Annotated in this window: 13 protein-coding genes and 1 other RNA gene; 12 read left to right on the top strand and 2 right to left on the bottom strand. The window is 57.5% G+C overall.

Annotation, left to right across the window (positions count from 1 at the left end; all coding sequences use genetic code 11):
- Both ACUW6V_RS07600 and ACUW6V_RS07605 read left to right on the top strand, forming a co-directional pair.
- The gene (locus ACUW6V_RS07600) at positions 1-1,389 is read left to right on the top strand and encodes an MFS transporter (RefSeq protein ID WP_004387808.1); all 1,389 of its coding nucleotides are present in this window, start codon (positions 1-3) and stop codon (positions 1,387-1,389) included.
- Positions 1,390-1,392: 3 nt separating this feature from the next.
- Positions 1,393-3,759 carry a glycoside hydrolase family 3 N-terminal domain-containing protein gene (locus tag ACUW6V_RS07605; RefSeq protein ID WP_454038191.1) on the top strand — a complete coding sequence of 789 codons (2,367 nt, stop codon included), beginning with the start codon at positions 1,393-1,395 and terminating at the stop codon, positions 3,757-3,759.
- Between the two features lie 18 nt (positions 3,760-3,777).
- Here the strand turns inward: ACUW6V_RS07605 and rprA are convergent.
- Both rprA and ydiK read right to left on the bottom strand, forming a co-directional pair.
- Positions 3,778-3,885: antisense sRNA RprA (gene rprA, locus ACUW6V_RS07610), an RNA gene on the bottom strand.
- 183 nt (positions 3,886-4,068) lie between these two features.
- Positions 4,069-5,187: an AI-2E family transporter YdiK gene (gene ydiK, locus ACUW6V_RS07615; RefSeq protein ID WP_032975707.1), complete on the bottom strand. Its 1,119-nt coding sequence runs from the start codon at positions 5,185-5,187 to the stop codon at positions 4,069-4,071.
- 214 nt (positions 5,188-5,401) lie between these two features.
- On the opposite strand from ydiK, the gene ydiJ reads away from it, so the two are divergent.
- From ydiJ to ldtE, 10 genes are all read left to right on the top strand, one after another.
- A complete protein-coding gene (gene ydiJ / locus ACUW6V_RS07620) occupies positions 5,402-8,458 on the top strand; it encodes a D-2-hydroxyglutarate dehydrogenase YdiJ (RefSeq protein WP_454038192.1) in 3,057 nt (1,018 codons plus the stop codon).
- Complete coding sequence (menI, locus tag ACUW6V_RS07625) at positions 8,455-8,865, top strand: 1,4-dihydroxy-2-naphthoyl-CoA hydrolase (RefSeq protein ID WP_038880832.1); 411 nt, start codon at positions 8,455-8,457, stop codon at positions 8,863-8,865. Before ydiJ ends, menI begins: the two co-directional genes overlap by 4 nt.
- A gap of 441 nt (positions 8,866-9,306) precedes the next feature.
- Positions 9,307-10,623 carry an AppA family phytase/histidine-type acid phosphatase gene (locus ACUW6V_RS07630; protein WP_454038193.1) on the top strand — a complete coding sequence of 439 codons (1,317 nt, stop codon included), beginning with the start codon at positions 9,307-9,309 and terminating at the stop codon, positions 10,621-10,623.
- Between the two features lie 510 nt (positions 10,624-11,133).
- Positions 11,134-11,511: a Fe-S cluster assembly scaffold SufA gene (gene sufA / locus ACUW6V_RS07635; protein WP_004386234.1), complete on the top strand. Its 378-nt coding sequence runs from the start codon at positions 11,134-11,136 to the stop codon at positions 11,509-11,511.
- Positions 11,512-11,513: 2 nt separating this feature from the next.
- Positions 11,514-13,004 (top strand): Fe-S cluster assembly protein SufB, encoded by a 1,491-nt coding sequence (sufB, locus tag ACUW6V_RS07640; protein ID WP_004386233.1) that lies wholly within the window; start codon positions 11,514-11,516, stop codon positions 13,002-13,004.
- Positions 13,005-13,024: 20 nt separating this feature from the next.
- Positions 13,025-13,771, top strand: a complete 747-nt coding sequence (sufC, locus tag ACUW6V_RS07645; RefSeq protein ID WP_004386232.1) for a Fe-S cluster assembly ATPase SufC — start codon at positions 13,025-13,027, stop codon at positions 13,769-13,771.
- Positions 13,746-15,020: a Fe-S cluster assembly protein SufD gene (gene sufD / locus ACUW6V_RS07650; protein WP_085046456.1), complete on the top strand. Its 1,275-nt coding sequence runs from the start codon at positions 13,746-13,748 to the stop codon at positions 15,018-15,020. Before sufC ends, sufD begins: the two co-directional genes overlap by 26 nt.
- Entirely contained in the window at positions 15,017-16,237 is a 1,221-nt protein-coding gene (gene sufS / locus ACUW6V_RS07655; protein ID WP_105561277.1) for a cysteine desulfurase SufS, read from the top strand. Before sufD ends, sufS begins: the two co-directional genes overlap by 4 nt.
- Positions 16,238-16,248: 11 nt before the next feature.
- On the top strand, positions 16,249-16,665 hold the full coding sequence (gene sufE / locus ACUW6V_RS07660) for a cysteine desulfuration protein SufE (protein ID WP_007783745.1): 417 nt from the start codon (positions 16,249-16,251) through the stop codon (positions 16,663-16,665).
- 93 nt (positions 16,666-16,758) lie between these two features.
- Positions 16,759-17,793, top strand: a complete 1,035-nt coding sequence (ldtE, locus tag ACUW6V_RS07665) for a L,D-transpeptidase LdtE (protein ID WP_038880825.1) — start codon at positions 16,759-16,761, stop codon at positions 17,791-17,793.
- Positions 17,794-17,901: the final 108 nt, after the last annotated feature.

Consider the following 17,901-nt stretch of genomic DNA (forward strand, 5'->3'; position numbering starts at 1 on the left):
ATGAACCTCACCTCTGCTCTTACGACAAAAGATAAAATAGGATACGGCTTAGGCGATATGGCGAGCGCGCTCGTCTGGCAAACCGCCACACTATTTCTCGCCTATTTCTATACCGATGTTTTCGGCCTGCCTGCCGCGATCATGGGCACCATGTTTTTACTGGTCAGGGCGGTGGATGCGTTTGTCGATCCGTGCATCGGCGCGCTGGTGGATCGCACCCGCACCCGCTATGGCCGTTTTCGCCCGTGGCTGCTCTGGTTCGCCATTCCATTTGGCGTCTGCTGTCTGATTACCTTCTATGTGCCGCAGGCGAGCGAAACCACCAAAATTGTTTATGCCTGCGTCACTTATAGCCTGCTGAGCCTCGTCTATTCGGCGATTAACGTCCCGTACTGCGCCATGCCCGGCTCGCTGACGATGGACCCGCGCGAGCGCCATTCCCTGCAATCCTGGCGCTTTGGGCTGTCGTTTATCGGCGGGCTTATCGTCACCGTCATCGCACTGCCGATGGTCGACTGGCTTGGCAGCGGCGATGCGCAGAAAGGCTATTTCTACGCGATGGGGCTGATGGGATTACTGGGCGTGGTGCTCTTTTTCTGCTGTTTTTTCATGACCCGCGAGCGCTATCTGCCCGTAAATGACGCCAGTAGTTCAATGCTCAAGGATTTAAAACTGCTGGCGGCCAACAGCCAGTGGCGCATCATATTCCTGTTCAATATTTTATTATTAACCGCAGTGGTGACGCGCGGCTCCGCGACCATGTATTACGTGAAATATGTTCTGTTGCGCCCGGATTTAGTGTTTGTATTTATTGTCTCCGGCATGGTGGCGAATCTTACCGGTGCGTTATTATCTGAGCGACTGCTCGGGAAATATGACCGCGTGCGTTCCTACCAGTGGACGATTATTAGCTTCGTGGTTCTTGCCGCGCTGATATTCTTTATTCCCCCAACCGCCGTCTGGTTAATTTTCGCCATTAATATCGTCTTTAGCTTTATTCAGAACCTGACCACGCCGCTGCAGTGGACCATGTTTTCCGACGTGGTGGATTACGAAGAGCACCGCAGCGGGCGTCGCCTCGACGGCCTGGTCTTCTCTACCGCGCTGTTCGCCATCAAGCTGGGTCTCGCGCTCGGCGGGGCCGTGGTGGGGTGGATCCTCGGCATGGTCGATTATCTGCCAAACCAGGCGACCCAGAGCGCCAGCGTGCTGACCACCATTAACGCGCTGTTCACACTCATTCCGTGCGCGCTCTTTTTACTGATGGCGCTGCTGCTCTGTTTCTATCAGCTCAGCAGCCGCCGCGTGGCCGCTATCGCCGCGGAGCTGGTGCAAAAACGCCAGTTGCGTGAAGACACCCCTTCTCTCAAGCCTGCTATTCAGGAGTAACCGATGACAATCTATAAGGACCCAACCCGTCCGGTGGCTGAACGCGTCGCCGATTTGCTCGCCCGCATGACGCCGGAGGAGAAATTCGCCCAGATGCACGCTTACTGGCTGGTGTTGTCGCCGGATGGCGATCACCGGGAGCGTACCGACCTGAGCGATGAGTTTTCCGGGGCCACCCAACAGGCGGCGCTGGCGGAGCGGCTGAAACGCGGCGCAGGGCAGATAACGCGCCCGCTTGGCACGCATATCGTCGCACCGCGCGAAGGCGTGCGCGCCGCCAACCGGCTACAGCGGATGCTGGTGGAAGAAACGCGGCTTGGCATCCCGGCCATGTTCCACGAAGAGTGTCTGGTGGGGCTGTTGTGTAAAGACGCGACGCTGTTTCCGTCCTCGCTCAACTACGGCTCAACCTGGGACCCGGAACTGGTGGAACAGGCCGCGCAGGCGATTGGCCAGGAGGCGCGGGCTGTCGGCTGCCATCAGGGGCTGGCACCGGTGCTGGATGTCTCGCGCGATGTGCGCTGGGGCCGCACGGAAGAGACTTTCGGCGAAGATCCGTGGCTGGTGGGGCTGATGGCGACGCACTATGTGAAAGGGTTACAGGGGCCAAAGCGCGACCTGCTGGCGACGCTCAAACACTATGTTGGCCACTCCTTCAGCGAGGGCGCGCGCAACCATGCGCCGGTACATCTCGGGTATTGCGAACTGAGTGATACCTTCCTGCTGCCGTTTGAGATGGCGGTGAAGCTGGCACACGCCGGTTCAGTGATGCCCGCTTACCACGATATCGACAACGTGCCGACGCACGCCGACGATTTCCTCCTCACCAAAGTGCTGCGTGAACAGTGGGGCTTCGACGGCATTATTGTTGCCGACTACGGCGGCGTGAGTCTGCTGCATCAGCATCACGGCGTGGCGCAGGACGCGGCGCACTCGGCGGCGCTCGCCTTCAACGCCGGTCTGGATATCGAGCTGCCGAAAGATGACTGCGCGCGCCATCTGGCGCAGGCGCTGGAACGCGGGCTGATGACGATGGAAAAAGTCGATGAAATTGTCGCGCGCGTGCTGGCGGAGAAATTCCGTCTTGGGCTGTTTGAGCATCCTTACGCCGATGAGAACGACATCGTGCTGCAAAGCGACGACACGCGCCGCATCGCCCGTGAGGTAGCGGCGCGTTCCCTGACGTTGCTTGAAAATAACGGCGTGTTGCCGCTTAAAGGCACGTCGCGCGTGGCAGTTGTCGGGCCGACGGCGGATGATCCGCTGGCGCTGCTGAGCGGCTACAGCTTCCCGGTGCATCTCATTATCAGCGATATGCTGGAGCAGACCAGTCAGGTGACGACGCCGCTGGCAGCGCTGCGCGAACAGCCAGGCATCGCGCTGACGGGTTATGCGAAAGGGTGCCATATCATTGAAAAACGTATGGCGGGCGCGCCGGTTTTCCCCGGCGACAGCGGCGAAAAACCGATGCAGCAGTCGCCGGTCTCAGATGACGTATCGCTGATCGCGGAGGCGGTGCGGCTCGCCACTGAAAGCGATGTGGTGCTGGCGTTTGTAGGCGATCTCTCCGGGCTTTTCCAGAGCGGCACCGTGGGCGAAGGCTCTGACACCGACAGCCTGCAACTACCGGGCGTGCAGCAACGGCTACTGGAGGCGCTGGTGGAAACCGGCAAACCGGTGGTGGTTGTGATGACCGGCGGGCGGCCTTATCACCTGGGCGGGCTGGAGTCGCGCGTTGCGGCGTGGGTGATGGCCTGGGCGCCGGGGCAGGAGGGCGGCCACGCGATTGCGGATCTGCTGACCGGGAAGCGCGAGCCGCAGGGGAGGCTGGTCGTATCGGTGCCGAAAAGCGCGGGCGCGATGCCTTACTATTACAATCACAAGCTCAAGAGCGGCGGCACGCCTTACGCGTTTCACTTCGGCTCGCGCTATCCGTTCGGCTATGGCAAAACCTGGACAACGTTCCGCTACGGCGAGCTGGAAATCGCGCAGTCGCGCGTGCCGATGAATGGCGATGTTGAGGCATCAGTCACCGTCACCAACAGCGGTACGCAGCCGGGCAGCGAGGTGGTGCAGCTCTATGTGCGCGATAACGTGGCGTCGCTGGTGCGGCCGGTGCAGGAGCTGAAAGCCTTCAGGCGGGTCTCGCTTGCGCCTGGCGAGCGCGCGCGCGTTACGTTCCGCATCCCTGTCGATATGCTTAATTTCACGAGCCGCGATGGTGTTCGTATTGTCGAGCCTGGCGAGTTTGAAATCCGGGTCGGCGCTAACAGTGGCGATATCCGCAGCCGTGGCATCGTGACGGTGGAAGGGGAAACGCACGTGCTCGGAAATAACTGGCGTATGCTGAGTGAGTGTTGTGTTGAGTAATAATTGACCAGCCACAGAATAAAAAAAAGCCCATCGTGGGAGATGGGCAAAGACTACACACAGCAATTCGTTGTTTCACTCAGGGGATTTCCATGTTTATAAATCAAGGCGTTGATTTATAACCGTGGATTAATAGTAGGCTTATCCATTTTTAGCGTCGATCAGATTCGTCTCAATAGTTCAGCGTTAATGAATTATTAAAGACTCAAACCACGGGATTTACGATAAATCACGGGTCTGACCAGTAGGGAAGTGAAATAATTAATAAGCAATACTTAAGTAAAAGGCGGGTTTCCCCGCCTGCGTTTTTTACTGTGCGGTTTTCTCTTTGTCGCTCTCTTCCAGCGCTTCGATAACCGTTTCTGAATCATCCTCCGGCAGCGGCGCTTCGCGCACCCAGACGGAGAACAAACGCCAGGATACCGCCAGCAATACCGGGCCGATAAACAGGCCAATCATGCCAAATGCAATCAGCCCGCCGATAACCCCTGAGAGGATCAGCACCATCGGCAGATCGGCACCCATACGAATCAGCATCGGGCGGATAATGTTATCGAGCGTGCCGACGACGGCGCTCCAGATAAGCAGTACGGTGCCCCAGGTGGCGTCGCCGCTCCAGTAGAGCCAGATAATCGCCGGGACCAGCACCGGCAGCGGCCCAAGCTGTACCAGGCAACTTAAGATCATCACGACCGTCAGCAGCGTGGCATAAGGGATGCCGGAAATCGCCAGCCCGATACCACCCAGCACGCCCTGCACCAGCGCCGTGACGACGACACCGAGCGCCACAGCGCGAATCGCCTGGCCTGCCAGCAGCACGGCCGCGTCGCCGCGCTTCGAGGCAAGACGAATGGCGAAATGCCGGATGCCATACGCCACCTGTTCGCCGCGCCAGTAGAGCAGGGCGCTGAACAGCAGCATCAGGCCGCAGTGCATCAGCAGTCTGCCCAGATGCGCCGCCTGGCCGATAAACCAGCCGGTGGTTGTGCCAAGATACGGCCGCACTTTCGCCATAATGGCCGAGCCGCCGCTCTCCACGAGATTGTGCCAGCCAAGATAAAGCTTATTGCCGATATAGGGGATGCTGTTAAGCCAGGCCAGATCCGGAATTGTCATCTTCCCGGACGTCAGCCAGTGGATAAACGGCCCGCTGCTGTCCACAAGACTGTTAACCAGCAGCGCCACCGGGATCACAAACAGCATGATAAGGATAAGCACCATCACCAGGACGGCGAGTGAGCGTCTGCCCCACAGCATTTTCTGCAGCCGCAGCAACAGCGGCCAGGTGGCGATGACCACCGTTCCTGCCCAGGCGAAGCCCAGAATAAAGGGCTGCACAATCCACAGGCAGGCGATGATCATGACCGAGAGAAACAACACGGACAGCAGAATTTGCGGCACGTCCATGGGCTGTCGAAGTTTTACCATAAACCACATTCACCTTTTGTCATTCGCGTTACGCCCGAACAGGCGCTCCCGCCCCATGCGGGGCGCTCTTATGATGAGTGATTTCCGCGCATTTGGATAGCCGCACGCCTGGAGCATTTCTGGCAGGCATGACATATAAAAATGTGATACAACCTTGAAGGCACAACGCAAACGATAACTTCCAACATCTCATTGTCAGGCAGGTTCAGGATCCATGATCCCACAAATTTCTCAGGCACCCGGGCTGGTACAGGTGGTGCTGAATTTTTTGCAGGCACTGGAGCAACAGGGTTTTACCGGCGATACCGCCACGAACTACGCCGATCGCCTCACGATGGCGACCGACAACAGTATCTACCAGCTCCTTCCCGACGCGGTGATTTTCCCCCGCTCCACCGCCGATGTGGCGCTGATGGCGCGTCTCGCCGCCGAACCGCGCTTTAAATCGCTGATTTTCACCCCGCGCGGCGGCGGCACCGGCACCAACGGCCAGTCCCTGAATCAGGGGATCGTGGTCGATATGTCGCGCTACATGAACCGCATTATTGAAATCAACCCGGAACAGGGTTGGGTGCGCGTCGAAGCGGGCGTTATCAAAGATCAGCTTAACGAATACCTGAAGCCCTTCGGCTATTTCTTCTCGCCGGAGCTTTCCACCAGCAACCGCGCCACGCTTGGCGGGATGATCAATACCGATGCCTCAGGGCAAGGCTCGCTGGTATACGGAAAAACGTCCGATCACGTACTTGGCGTGCGTGCGGTGCTGCTGGGCGGCGATATCCTCGATACCCAGGCGATGCCGACCGCGCTTGCCGAAGAGCTGGGCCGAGCGCAGACCACGCTCGGGCGCGTTTACCACACTGTACTGGAGCGCTGCCGCGAGCAGCGCGCGCTGATTCTGGAGAAGTTTCCGAAGCTCAACCGCTTCCTCACCGGCTACGACCTGCGTCACGTCTTTAACGACTCACTTTCAGAATTTGACCTGACCCGTATTCTGTGCGGATCGGAAGGTACGCTGGCGTTTATCACCGAAGCGAGGCTCGATATCACGCCGCTGCCGAAAGTGCGCCGCCTGGTGAACGTCAAATATGACTCTTTCGATTCTGCCCTGCGCAGCGCGCCGTTTATGGTCGAGGCGCAGGCGCTGTCAGTGGAAACCGTCGATTCCCGCGTGCTGAACCTGGCGCGTGAAGATATCGTCTGGCATTCGGTGCGCGAGCTGATTACCGATGTGCCGGATAAAACGATGCTCGGTCTTAATATCGTGGAGTTCGCGGGCGATGACGAAGCGCTGATTGACCAGCGCGTTGAAGCGCTGTGCGCGCGGCTCGATGAGTTTATGGCGCAGGAGCAGGGCGGCATCATTGGCTGGCAGGTCTGCCGGGATCTCGCGGGCGTCGAGCGTATCTACGCGATGCGTAAAAAAGCGGTCGGGCTGCTCGGTAACGCCAAAGGGCTCGCCAAGCCGATTCCGTTTGCGGAAGACACCTGCGTGCCGCCGGAGCATCTGGCGGATTACATCGCCGAGTTCCGCGCGCTGCTGGATGGTCACGGGCTGAGCTATGGCATGTTTGGCCATGTGGACGCGGGTGTGCTGCACGTGCGTCCGGCGCTGGATATGTGCGATCCGCAACAGGAAGTCCTGATGAAGCGCATCTCTGATGAGGTTGTGGCGCTTACCGCTCGCTACGGTGGCCTGTTGTGGGGCGAGCACGGCAAAGGCTTTCGTGCGGAATATAGCCCGGCGTTTTTTGGCGAAACGCTGTATGACGAATTGCGACGCATCAAGGCGGCGTTCGACCCGGACAACCGCCTGAACCCCGGTAAAATCTGTGCGCCATACGGCCTCGACGCGCCGATGATGAAGGTGGATGCGGTGAAACGCGGCACGTTTGACCGTCAGATCCCGCTCGCGGTGCGCATCTCCTGGCGCGGCGCGATGGAGTGCAACGGTAATGGCCTGTGTTTCAATTTTGATGTGAAAAGCCCGATGTGCCCGTCGATGAAAATCACCAGCAATCGCATTCACTCGCCGAAAGGGCGCGCGACGCTGGTGCGCGAGTGGCTGCGGCTGCTCTCCGACCGTGGCGTTGACCCGCTGGCGCTCGAAAAAGCGCTGCCGCAAAAGCGCGCCAGTCTGCGCTCGCTCATTGAGCGCACCCGCAATAGCTGGCACGCCGAACGCGGTGAATATGACTTCTCGCACGAGGTGAAAGAGGCGATGAGCGGCTGTCTCGCCTGTAAAGCCTGCTCCACCCAGTGCCCGATTAAAATCGACGTGCCGGAGTTCCGGTCGCGCTTTTTGCAGCTTTACCACACGCGCTATCTACGCCCGGTGCGCGACCACCTGATTGCCACGGTGGAAAGCTACGCGCCGCTGATGGCCCGCGCGCCGAAAACCTTTAACTTCTTTATGAGCCAGCCGTGGGTGCGCTCACTTTCAAAACGGCATATCGGCATGGTCGACCTGCCGCTGCTCTCTACGCCGACGCTGCAACAGCAACTGGTGGGGCATCGCAGCGCGGGCATGACGCTTGAAGAGCTGGAACGCCTCACCGAAGCCGAAAAAGCGCGCACCGTGCTGGTGGTGCAGGATCCGTTCACCAGCTATTACGACGCGCAGGTGGTGGCCGATTTCGTGCGGCTGTGCGAAAAGCTCGGCTTCCAGCCGGTGGTCTTGCCGTTCTCGCCGAACGGCAAAGCGCAGCACATCAAAGGCTTTCTCCAGCGTTTCGCCCGCACCGCGCGCAAAACGGCTGATTTCTTAAACCGCGTCGCGGCGCTCGGCATGCCGATGGTGGGCGTCGATCCGGCGCTGGTGCTGTGCTATCGCGATGAATATAAGCAGACGCTTGGCGAGACGCGCGGCGAGTTTCACGTGCAGCTGGTGCATGAGTGGCTCACCACGGCGCTGGCGGATCGTCCGGCCTCGCCGGTCGGTGGTGAGCCGTGGTATCTCTTTGGCCACTGTACGGAAGTGACCGCGCTGCCGGGCACTGCCGGGCAGTGGGCCGCGATTTTCGCCAAATTCGGCGCGAAGCTTGAAGGCGTGAACGTCGGCTGCTGCGGCATGGCGGGCACCTACGGACATGAGGTGAAAAACCACGCTAACTCACTCGGTATCTATGAGCTGTCGTGGCACCAGGCGATGCAGCGACTGCCGCGCACGCGCTGCCTCGCTACGGGCTATTCGTGCCGCAGCCAGGTGAAACGCATCGAGGGCAGCGGCGTGCGCCATCCACTACAGGCGCTTCTGGGGATGATTGTATGATCTGGCAACGTACCGCGACGCTTGAGGCGCTCAACGCCATGGGCGCGAATAATATGGTCGGGCTGCTCGATATCCGTTTTACCCGGCTCGATGAGCGTGAGATTGAAGCCACCATGCCGGTGGACCACCGCACGCATCAGCCGTTCGGGCTGCTGCACGGCGGCGCGTCGGTGGTGCTGGCGGAAACGCTCGGCTCGGTGGCGGGTTATCTCTGCACCGAGGGCGAGCAGAACGTCGTCGGGCTTGAGGTTAACGCCAATCACCTGCGCAGCGTGCGCAGCGGCCGCGTCCGCGGCGTCTGCCGCGCGGTGCATGTCGGGCGGCGTCATCAGGTGTGGCAGATAGAGATCTTCGACGAGCAGGAGCGCCTCTGCTGTTCATCACGGCTGACGACAGCGGTGGTGTAGATTTCGCACCGGCATAAAAAAGCGCCAGTGATGGCGCTTTTTTTTCAATATTTCCTAGCCAGTTTGCCGATTTTTCTGATTTGCCCAGCGCTTTCACTGTTATTACTTTTGATTGTGGCCTGTAGATTTCATTTTTATAGTGAAACTCTATTAAACATCTTATTTCACCTTTTTATTTCTATAAAAAGTCATCACCTCATCAGTTAAATCACACACGCACCGATTTTGTCAGAGGAACAGGTGAGTATTTAACCTGAAATAATCCATGCTTGCGATTGTTTAAAGTGGTGAATAATAGCGGCGCAGGTAATGATCTCACTCTCTTATGCAAGGAGGTCCACTGGAAAAGTGGCGTGTCAGGTGTTCTGCTGTGATAAAATAACAAGCAAAGAATGCCTGTTTTAGCGATTTATGGTTCATTAACTGTAAGGTTGGCTGACAATGAAAACGCTATTTCTTCATTTATTCCTCTTCATTTTTATTTTCATGCCTGGTGTTTTCCCGTTACATGCGCAAGGGGCTGATAAAATGAAGCTTGAACGCGTAGTGATAGTCAGTCGCCACGGAGTCAGAGCGCCAACAAAGTTTACGCCGTTAATGCAGGAAATCACACCTTACCCCTGGCCTCAATGGGATGTTCCGCTCGGCTGGTTGACGCCCAGGGGCGGCGAGCTTGTCAGCGAATTGGGACGATACCAAAAGAGCGTACTCATCGATAAAGGGGTTCTGGAAAGTCACGGATGTCCTTCACCCGATCAGGTGGCCGTTATTGCAGATACCGATCAGCGCACGCGTAAAACCGGTGAGGCATTTCTGGCTGGATTTGCGCCGGGATGTCAAAATAAAGTTCATTATCAAAAAAAGGTCGATAAAAAAGATCCTCTGTTTAATCCAGTAAAAACGGGTGTGTGCTCGTTTAATGTATCAAAGACCAGGGAAGCGATTCTGACACGGGCGGAAGGAAATATTGAACGGTACACACAGCGTTATGACTCTGCATTCCGTACTCTGGAACAGGTGCTCAATTTCTCACAGTCAGCAGCATGCAAATCACCACGTCAGCCGGGCTGCACGCTCACGGGAGTCTTACCTTCAGAACTCAGCGTTTCGCCAGATAACGTCTCATTATCCGGCGCATGGAGCCTGTCTTCCACGCTGACTGAAATATTTCTGTTGCAAGAGGCGCAGGGAATGCCAGAGGTCGCATGGGGGCGGATTCACGGCGAGAAACAATGGACAGAATTATTACGTCTGCATAATGCTCAGTTCGACCTTTTGCAAAGAACGCCTGAAGTTGCACGTACCAGAGCGACTCCACTGCTCGATTTGATAAGCCGGGCATTAATCAGCAATGGGGCAACAGAAAATCCTTACGGTATTAAATTGCCCGTCTCTTTATTATTTATTGCGGGGCATGACACTAATATTGCCAATCTCAGTGGGGTATTTGATCTTAACTGGTCTTTACCCGGTCAGCCTGATAATACGCCTCCAGGCGGGGAGCTGGTTTTTGAAAGATGGAAGCGAGTAAGTGATAATACTGACTGGATCCAAATTTCTTTTGTTTATCAGACCCTTCAACAGATGCGAGAGTTTAAGGCTTCATCATCCTCCTCTTTACCAAACAAAATTGTGCTTCCGTTGCCCTCCTGTCAGGATAAAAATGCTGAGGGAATGTGCTCGTTAAAACGCTTCAATGACATTGTGCAGACAATACGTGTTCCACAATGTGCAGTCATGGCTGATATAAACCGATAAATATCCTTCACGGGGTATTGAGGAGATAAAAGCGCGTGACAGGCAGATGTACGCTTAAAAGCGAATTTTGGGGCAGCTATGCCTTTGGAGTAAATTTGCGGGCAAAAATCGCCCCTGGGCGCGTTTTGAGGAGAACGTTTGAGGCGAAATAGTGTCCGCATACGTTCATGCTTGTCCGCCACACTCTTCAGTCCGCAGAAAAAATAAGTGTTTGATTTATCGTTGCCCAAGGAATCTATAGCATAAATAGGTATAAACGATACATCTTTTCCTCAGGCGCTCACGCTGCCGCTTAATCTCTTCGTCTCGCTTGTTAATTTATTGATAAATAAAAATATTTTCTCGCCATTTTTGCCCGCTGCACGCTCGCAGAGAGGGTCTATGCTTAATGAAAGTGTTCAAAAAGTGCCGTTTAGGGTAATACCCCTGATGCGCAGAGGTTGAAGTGAGAATTATTACCACTAACATAGCGTTATCGCCCGAAAGGCACTCACTCCAGGAGGCAGACCTATGGAATCACAAACCGGTACGTTCAACCCCGCTGAGTTTAACTGGCAGGGCCTGACGATGACCCCAGACGCGGCCAGACATATTCGCGACTTAATGGCGCAGAAGCCGGGTCTGCTGGGGGTGCGTCTTAGCGTTAAACAGAGCGGCTGCGCCGGGTTTGGCTATGTGCTGGACACCGTCAGCGAGCCGAAAGACGAAGACCTCGTGTTCGAGACCGATGGCGCGCGGCTTTATGTTCCGCTTCAGGCGATGCCGTTTATCGACGGCACCGAAGTGGATTACGTGCGCGAAGGCTTAAATCAGATTTTCAAATTCAATAACCCTAAAGCGCAGCACGCGTGCGGCTGCGGAGAAAGTTTTGGGGTCCAGGCGGAGTAATTATGTCCCGTAACAGTGAAGCAACTGACGATGTGAACACCTGGAGCGGCCCCCTGAACTATAAAGAGGGCTTCTTTACCCGGCTTCAGACCGATGAACTGGCGCACGGCATCAGCGAAGAGGTGGTGCGCGCCATTTCAGCCAAACGCAACGAGCCTGAGTGGATGCTTGAATTTCGCCTGAGCGCGTACCGCGCCTGGCTTGAGATGGAAGAGCCGCACTGGCTGCATGCGCATTACGACAAACTGAATTATCAGGACTACAGCTACTATTCTGCCCCCTCCTGCGGTCATTGCGACGACGCCTGCGCGTCACAGCCGGGCGCGGTGCAGCAGCCGGGCGGCAACAATAACAGCTACCTGACGCAGGAAGTGGAAGAAGCGTTTAACCAGCTCGGCGTACCGGTGCGTGAAGGCCGGGAAGTGGCGGTGGATGCCATTTTTGACTCCGTCTCCGTCGCCACCACTTACCGCGACAAACTGGCGGAGCAGGGCATTATCTTCTGCTCGTTCGGCGAGGCTATCCACGATCACCCGGAGCTGGTGAAGAAATACATCGGCACCGTCGTGCCGTCGAACGATAACTTCTTCGCCGCGCTGAACGCGGCGGTCGCCTCCGACGGCACCTTTATCTACGTGCCGAAAGGCGTGCGCTGCCCGATGGAGCTCTCCACCTATTTTCGTATCAACGCCGAGAAAACCGGCCAGTTCGAACGCACCATTCTGGTGGCGGATGAAGGCAGCTACGTGAGCTATATCGAAGGCTGTTCCGCGCCGGTGCGCGACAGTTACCAGCTTCACGCGGCGGTGGTGGAAGTCATCATCCATAAAGACGCCGAAGTGAAATATTCAACGGTGCAGAACTGGTTCCCCGGCGATAACAACACCGGCGGCATCCTGAACTTCGTGACCAAGCGCGCGCTGTGCGAAGGCGAAAACAGCAAGATGTCCTGGACGCAGTCGGAAACCGGTTCGGCCATCACCTGGAAATACCCGAGCGTCATCCTGCGCGGCGACAACTCCATCGGCGAGTTCTACTCGGTGGCGCTGACCAGCGGCCATCAGCAGGCGGATACCGGCACCAAGATGATCCACATCGGTAAAAACACCAAATCGACGATCATCTCCAAAGGCATCTCCGCCGGGAAAAGTCAGAACAGCTACCGCGGGCTGGTAAAAATCATGCCGACCGCCACCAACGCCCGTAACTTCACGCAGTGCGACTCGATGCTGATTGGCCCGGACTGCGGCGCGCACACCTTCCCGTATGTCGAGTGCCGCAACAACAGCGCCCAGCTTGAGCACGAGGCTACTACGTCGCGTATCGGCGAAGACCAGCTCTTCTACTGCCTGCAGCGCGGGATCAGCGAAGAAGACGCTATCTCCATGATCGTTAACGGCTTCTGTAAGGATGTCTTCTCAGAGCTGCCGCTGGAATTCGCGGTCGAAGCGCAAAAATTATTAGCCATTAGCCTTGAGCACAGCGTCGGCTAAGGTAAGAAAAAGGATAAGACATGTTAAGCATCAAAGATTTACAGGTCAGTGTGGAAGAGAAGGCGATCCTGCGCGGTTTGAACCTTGAAATAAAACCAGGGGAAGTACACGCCATCATGGGGCCGAACGGCTCCGGCAAAAGTACGCTTTCCGCAACGCTTGCCGGGCGCGAAGATTATGAAATCACTGGCGGCGAAGTGCGTTTCAAAGGCAAAGATCTGCTGGAGCTGTCACCGGAAGAGCGCGCAGGCGAAGGCATCTTTATGGCGTTTCAGTATCCGGTAGAAATTCCGGGCGTCAGTAACCAGTTCTTCCTGCAAACCGCGCTGAATGCGGTACGCGAATACCGCGGCCAGGAAGAGCTTGATCGTTTCGATTTCCAGGATCTGATGGAAGAGAAAATCAAGCTGCTGCAAATGCCGGAAGACTTGCTGACCCGTTCCGTTAATGTGGGTTTCTCCGGCGGTGAGAAAAAGCGTAACGACATTCTGCAAATGGCCGTGCTGGAGCCAGACCTGTGTATTCTCGATGAAACCGACTCGGGCCTGGATATCGACGCCCTGAAAATCGTCTCCGAAGGCGTGAACGCGCTGCGCGACGGTAAGCGTTCATTCATCATCGTCACCCACTATCAGCGCATTCTGGACTACATCAAGCCCGATTTCGTCCATGTACTCTACCAGGGGCGCATTGTGAAGTCTGGCGACTTCTCTCTGGTCAAACAGCTGGAGGAGCAGGGCTATGGCTGGCTTACCGAACAGCAGTAACGCGCTGCAACAGTGGCATCGCCTGTTTGAAGCGCAGGGCGGGGAGCGCTCGGAAGAGGCGCGCGAGCATCTGCAACAACTGCTGCGCCTCGGCCTTCCGACCCGTAAACATGAAGACTGGAAATACACGCCGCTCGACGGCCTACTGAAACACGATTTCGTGGCACCGGTTGCCGAGGCGCTGAGCCAGGAAGCACTGAGCGCGCTGGCGCTGCCCGTTGACGCGCTGCGCCTGGTGTTTATCGATGGCCGCTTCGCGCCGGAACTGAGCGACGCGACGGACAACAGCGGCTTTGAGATAAGCGTGAACGACAGCCGCCGCGGGCTGACCACGCCGGTGCAGCCGGAGGCGTTTTTACACCTGACCGAAAGCCTGGCGCAGAGCGTGACGCATATCCACGTGGCGCGTAACCAGCAGCCGTCAAAAGCGCTTCTGTTGATGCACATAAGCGCGGGCCGTGCGGGCGATGAAATCAACACCGTGCATTATCGTCATCATCTGGAGCTTGCCGAAGGCGCGCAGGCGACGGTTATCGAGCATTACGTCAGCCGTGACGAAAAGCCGCACTTCACCGGCGCGCGCCTGACCATGCAGGTGGGCGCTAACGCGCAGCTTAATCACTATAAGCTCGCGTTTGAAAACCCGGTGAGCTGGCACTTCGCGCATAACGATTTAATCGTGTCGCAGGATGCCCATGCCGCCAGCAGCAGCTATCTGCTGGGCGCGGGCGTGTTGCGCCACAACACCAGCACGCAGCTCAACGGCGAAAATATTACGCTTCGCGTGAATAGCCTGGCGCTGCCGGTGAATAACGAGGTGTGCGACACCCGCACCTGGCTTGAGCATAACAAAGGCTACTGCAACAGCCGCCAGCTGCATAAAACCATCGTGCGCGACAAAGGCCGCGCGGTATTTAACGGGCTGATTAAAGTGGCGCAGCACGCCATTAAAACCGACGGCCAGATGACCAACAACAACCTGCTGCTTGGCAGGCTGGCGGAAGTGGACACCAAACCGCAGCTGGAAATCTACGCCGATGACGTGAAATGCAGCCACGGCGCTACCGTAGGCCGCATCGACGACGAACAGATGTTCTATCTGCGCTCGCGCGGTATCAACGAACAGGCGGCGCAGCAGATGATCATTTACGCCTTTGCCGCGGAGCTGACCGAAAGCATCCACGACGAGGCGCTTAAACAGCAGGTGCTGGCGCGTATCGGCCAGCGCTTTGCAGGGGGAGAGGCATGAGTTTTTCTCTACAGCAGATCCGCAGCGATTTCCCGGTACTGTCGCGTGAGGTCAACGGCCAGCCGCTGGCCTATCTCGACAGCGCCGCCAGCGCGCAGAAGCCGACGGCGGTGATTGAGGCTGAGGCGGAGTTCTACCGCCACGGCTACGCGGCGGTGCATCGCGGTATCCATACCCTGAGCGCAGACGCGACCCAGCGTATGGAAGCTGTGCGCACCCGCGCGGCGCAGTTCATTAACGCGCGTCTGCCGGAAGAGATTGTGTTTGTGCGCGGCACTACCGAGGGAATAAACCTGGTGGCGAACAGCTGGGGCAACAGCCAGCTGCACGCGGGCGATAACCTGATCGTCACGGCGATGGAGCATCACGCCAATATCGTGCCGTGGCAGATGCTCTGCGCGCGTACCGGCGCTGAGCTTCGCGTGTTGCCGATTAACCAGGACGGCACGCTACAGCTCGATAAACTGCCGTCGCTGATGGATGAGCGCACCCGCCTGCTGGCGGTGACGCACGTCTCTAACGTGCTCGGCACTGAAAACCCGATCGCGGACATTATCGCGACGGCGCACCAGGCGGGCGTCAAAGTGCTGGTGGACGGCGCGCAGGCGGTGATGCACCACAAAGTAGACGTACAGGCGCTGGACTGCGATTTCTACCTCTTTTCCGGCCATAAGCTTTACGGGCCGACCGGGATCGGCATTCTGTACGCTAAAGAAGAGATTCTCCAGGCGATGCCGCCGTGGGAGGGGGGCGGGGCGATGATTGCGACCGTCAGCCTGACCGAAGGCACCACCTGGGCGGCAGCGCCGTGGCGGTTTGAAGCCGGAACGCCGAACACGGGCGGCATTATCGCCCTTGGCGCGGCGATGGATTATGTCGACGCCATCGGCCTTGAGAATATTCACGATTACGAGCGCACGCTGATGGCGTACGCGCTGCGCGAGCTGCAGGCGGTGCCGGACTTACAGATTTACGGCCCGGCAGAGCGCCTTGGCGTTATCGCGTTTAATCTTGGCAAGCACCACGCCTATGATGTGGGCAGTTTTCTCGATAATTACGGTATTGCGGTACGCACCGGCCATCACTGCGCGATGCCGCTGATGGAGTTCTACGGCGTGCCTGCGATGTGTCGGGCGTCGCTCGCGATGTACAATACCGAAGATGAAGTGGACCGGCTGGTGGCCGGGCTTATCCGCATTCATCGTTTGTTAGGCTAAAAGGAGCGAGAATGGCTGGTTTGCCGGAAAAAGAAAAACTGCTGCGTAACTTCAACCGCTGCGCCAACTGGGAAGAAAAATATCTGTATATCATTGAGCTGGGGCAGCGCCTGGCACCGCTTGATGACGCCGAACGCACGCCCGCGCACCGCATCCAGGGCTGCCAGAGCCAGGTCTGGATTGTGATGAACCCTGGCGAGAACGGCGTGATTGAGATGCGCGGCGACAGCGATGCCGCCATCGTCAAAGGGCTTATCGCCGTAGTGTTCGCGCTCTACCAGCAGATGACGGCGCAGGACATCGTAAACTTCGACGTGCGTCCGTGGTTTGAAGAGATGTCGCTTACCCAGCATCTCACCCCGTCCCGCTCTCAGGGCTTAGAGGCGATGATCCGCGCGATTCGCGCGAAAGCCGCCGACCTGAGCTAATCTTAAAGCACGGCTTTTCCTCGTCACGCGTGGCCTCTGCGGCCTCGCGGATGTTCTGCATTCCGGCCTCGCCGGTGAAAACAGGTCGTGCTTATGAAACCGATTTTTTCCTTCCCGCTGTTCGCGCTGCTGCTGATGGGCGCGACGCAGGCGTCGGCGGTGGATTACCTGCTCCCGCCGCCCGGCAGCCGCCTGATTGGCCAGAACCAGACCTGGCTTGTTCCTGCAAACAGTCAAAGCCTTGAGAAAATCGCCGAGCGATATCAGACCGGCGTGCTGTTACTGCTGGAAGCTAATAATACGGTTGACCCTTATCTGCCGATGCCCGGCAGCGAGCTGACAATCCCTTCGCAAATGCTGCTGCCCGACACGCCGCGCGAGGGGATAGTGGTTAATCTCGCTGAGCTGCGTCTTTACTACTATCCGCCAGGCGAGAACCGCGTGGAAGTCTATCCGATAGGCATCGGCCTGACGGGGCGCGAAACGCCGGTCATGACCACCCGCATCATCCAGAAAATCCCAAACCCCACCTGGACGCCAACGGCCGCCATGCGCGCCCGTTCGCAGGCGCAGGGCATCACGCTGCCTGCCGTGATACCTGCCGGGCCAAATAACCCATTAGGGCGCTTTGCGCTGCGTTTACAGCAGGGTGGCGGCGAATATCTTATTCACGGCACCAATGCCCGCAGCAGTATCGGGCTGCGCGCAAGTTCAGGTTGTATCCGTATGCGCGCCGCCGATATCAAATCGCTGTTTACCCAGGTGGCGTGGGGCACGCGGGTGCAAATCATCAATGAACCGGTGAAATATTCCACGGAGCCGGACGGCAGACGCTATGTGGAAGTGCACCAGCCGCTCTCGCGCAGTGATGCCGACAATCCGCAGACGATGCCCGTGGCGATTAACGCCGCTTTCGGACAGTTTATTGACGACGCGGGCACCGACGCGGTGGCGGTGGATAACGCGCTGACGCGCAGGGCGGGCTATCCCGTTCAGGTGGATGCACACAGCACGACGCCTGCGCCCGTGACGACGATACAGAGCGTGAAAGCGGCTGTGATGCCGTCAGGCGGTGAGACACTCTCTGACGCGGCAGAACCCACAGCAGGGCGCGTAACGATTCAGTGATCGTGTATGGCTGCATCCCGGTGATACGGAAGTTTATGGCGTCGGGTTTTGGTTATCAGTGCAGAGCGTAAAAACAGAAGAGGCGAGAGGGCTGGAGACAGGCAAAAA

The organism is Cronobacter sp. 153480017-3 (genome assembly GCF_053627815.1).